We start from the raw sequence: 2,086 nt of genomic DNA, 5'->3' as shown, positions 1-2,086 counted from the left end.
CGCCTCGCGGGACTCGGTGAATTCGAACAGGACCGCCGGCGGATGGTCGACCCATAAGCCGTTCTCTTCGTGCTGGCCGGCGCCAAGGTAGCCCCACAGGCGGGCTGGAGCCACGGCCGGCCTCCTGCATCGGCATCGTGGTGTCTTCCGAGTGCACGCGCGGCGCGGCCAGGATATGGGCTTTGAGCGCCGGCAGCAGCACCGCCAGCAGTTCGGCCGCGGCCAGCTTCCACTCGCACAGCGTGGCACGCGGCAGATGCACGCAGTGGCGCTTGAAAATCGCCTCCTTGTCGGTTCAGTTGCAGATGATCGGCGAAGGTGCTCACCAGAACCTGCGCCAGCAGGCCGGCGCTGGCATTGGACTTCGGCAGTGGCGACGGCTGCGCCGCCGCCGTGCGTACGGTCGATTCGCCATCCTTCTTGCAAGCGTACTTGATGCGCACGTGTTCGATCACCGTCAGCCTCGCTGGCGTGTAGTCCAGTGTTTCGGAGACCTCGTCGCCGATCTTCTCGATCTGGTCGAAGCATGCCTTCTCGGCGTCGCTCAGGTCGTACTCGACGCGCTCGCGCGGTAAGTCCTTGGGCAACGCTGGACGTCCCCGCCGCACGTGGCCGGCGACCGGGGTGACCGGCAAGGCTGGCGGTACGAGAATGGTGACGGTTTCGGCAAACAGATCTCCCTGGCCAGGCAGGTGCTCCGAGCTGGCGCCGAAGCGAGCGCGGACGAACTGGGCCAGCTGGTACTTGAGCAATTCCACTTGCGTCCACAGATCTTGGGCGATTCGATTCTGTTCGAGGGCGATGCGGCGCATCGCGTCGAGGTCGGGTGGGAGGTCGGAGGGATCGATGAGCGCCAGCATGCAGGTCAAACGCATAAGCATGCCGGCGCGCTCACAGCGGATGGAAAATTTATCGCGGCATCACGCGACCCGCTGTGCCGTGACGAGCGGATGTGGTTGCAGCGGCGTGATGTCGATGGCCACCTCGCACTTGGCCAGGTCCGCGCGCCGCTTGTGAAACGTGCTGGTCGCCACGCCATTCTGTTCGCAAAACTTACGCACGCCGACGCCCGATGCTTTCCATCGGGTGATCAAATCAAGCCAGAAATCGTCACCGTGTCGGTAGTAGCGCACCGCGCCGTGCTGAACTAACTGCTTTCGCATTGGCTGCTCCCTGCGTTGTAATTTATGTGACATACGTCGCAGATCGGGCAGGGCATGCAGACGGGGATTCGCTGACACTTACATCCAAGCCAGAACGGCTCTGATCCTGATATCGGGTCGGATTTCTGAACTGCGCAAGTTCATGCTAACGTCTGCTTGCACCAAACCCATGCCCACCATTGCCGTATGCCTTCGTAGCGGACTTACACATGTAACTAGCACGATAGAAGAAATCTGCAATGCTGTCCTGGTCATCACGACGCAGGAAGTAGTAGGCATTATCAGGAATGTGAACAAGGCCAGATACAGCACTGACAGGCAAGCCTAAGGCACTGGCCCATGCTTCATGCAGGCGGTTAAACATATTGTTCCTGTCTAGTGCATACGCTCCTATCGCGCAGTAGGCATCTTTGTTTAGCAAGATAGCCAAGTGGTAATGGGGACGGCTTCGATGGCCGACCTCTTTAGCCCAAACGTAACGTACAGCGCTGTCATGGGCGTATGGGTTCTGTCTCCTTGCCATCTGACGGTTATGTTTGATCTTAGCTTTGAATGACTCGATGAAACGGTCAATCAGTTCATTCTCGTAGGCCGAGCCATTGGGGATATGGTCAGCTGGTAGACGTAGATCGAATCTGAATGCAAAGACCTCACGGTATTGATTCAATGTTCGGTGTATGGTGCAATGAAGACGACTCAAGTATTCGCTGATGAATGGTCCTTTATCTTGGATTGGTAGTCCTGCGTACTCTGTTCCATAATGGAATGTATGGTTGGGATTGAATTGATAGTTCATACTTGTAGCCCATTGGTTGTTCTATATCTTCATGGATGATAGTATTTAATTTCTCTACTGATTTGGCGGATTCATCTGTCTCAGGTGACTGAATGAGTTGATGTGCTTGTTAAATCTTGTATTTATT

At 56.4% G+C, this 2,086-nt stretch carries 3 protein-coding genes and 1 pseudogene; all 4 read right to left on the bottom strand.

Annotated features, from left to right (window positions below; genetic code table 11):
* Nucleotides 1–262 (bottom strand): transposase (locus M0974_RS33260; RefSeq protein WP_367278929.1); only part of this gene is annotated, 262 nt, incomplete at its 3' end.
* Between the two features lie 202 nt (nucleotides 263–464).
* A pseudogene (locus tag M0974_RS33255) lies at nucleotides 465–812 on the bottom strand (hypothetical protein); the annotation flags it as partial.
* Between the two features lie 108 nt (nucleotides 813–920).
* Entirely contained in the window at nucleotides 921–1,163 is a 243-nt protein-coding gene (locus M0974_RS00940) for a hypothetical protein (RefSeq protein WP_297831448.1), read from the bottom strand.
* Between the two features lie 145 nt (nucleotides 1,164–1,308).
* Nucleotides 1,309–1,959, bottom strand: coding sequence for an inovirus Gp2 family protein (locus tag M0974_RS00935; RefSeq protein ID WP_297831445.1), 651 nt, complete (start codon nucleotides 1,957–1,959; stop codon nucleotides 1,309–1,311).
* Nucleotides 1,960–2,086 lie beyond the last annotated feature (127 nt).

Source organism: Pseudomonas sp. (genome assembly GCF_026224925.1).
GTDB lineage: Bacteria > Pseudomonadota > Gammaproteobacteria > Pseudomonadales > Pseudomonadaceae > Aquipseudomonas.
Note: the sequence above shows the minus strand (reverse complement) of the source record. Positions and strands in the feature narration are given on the sequence as shown.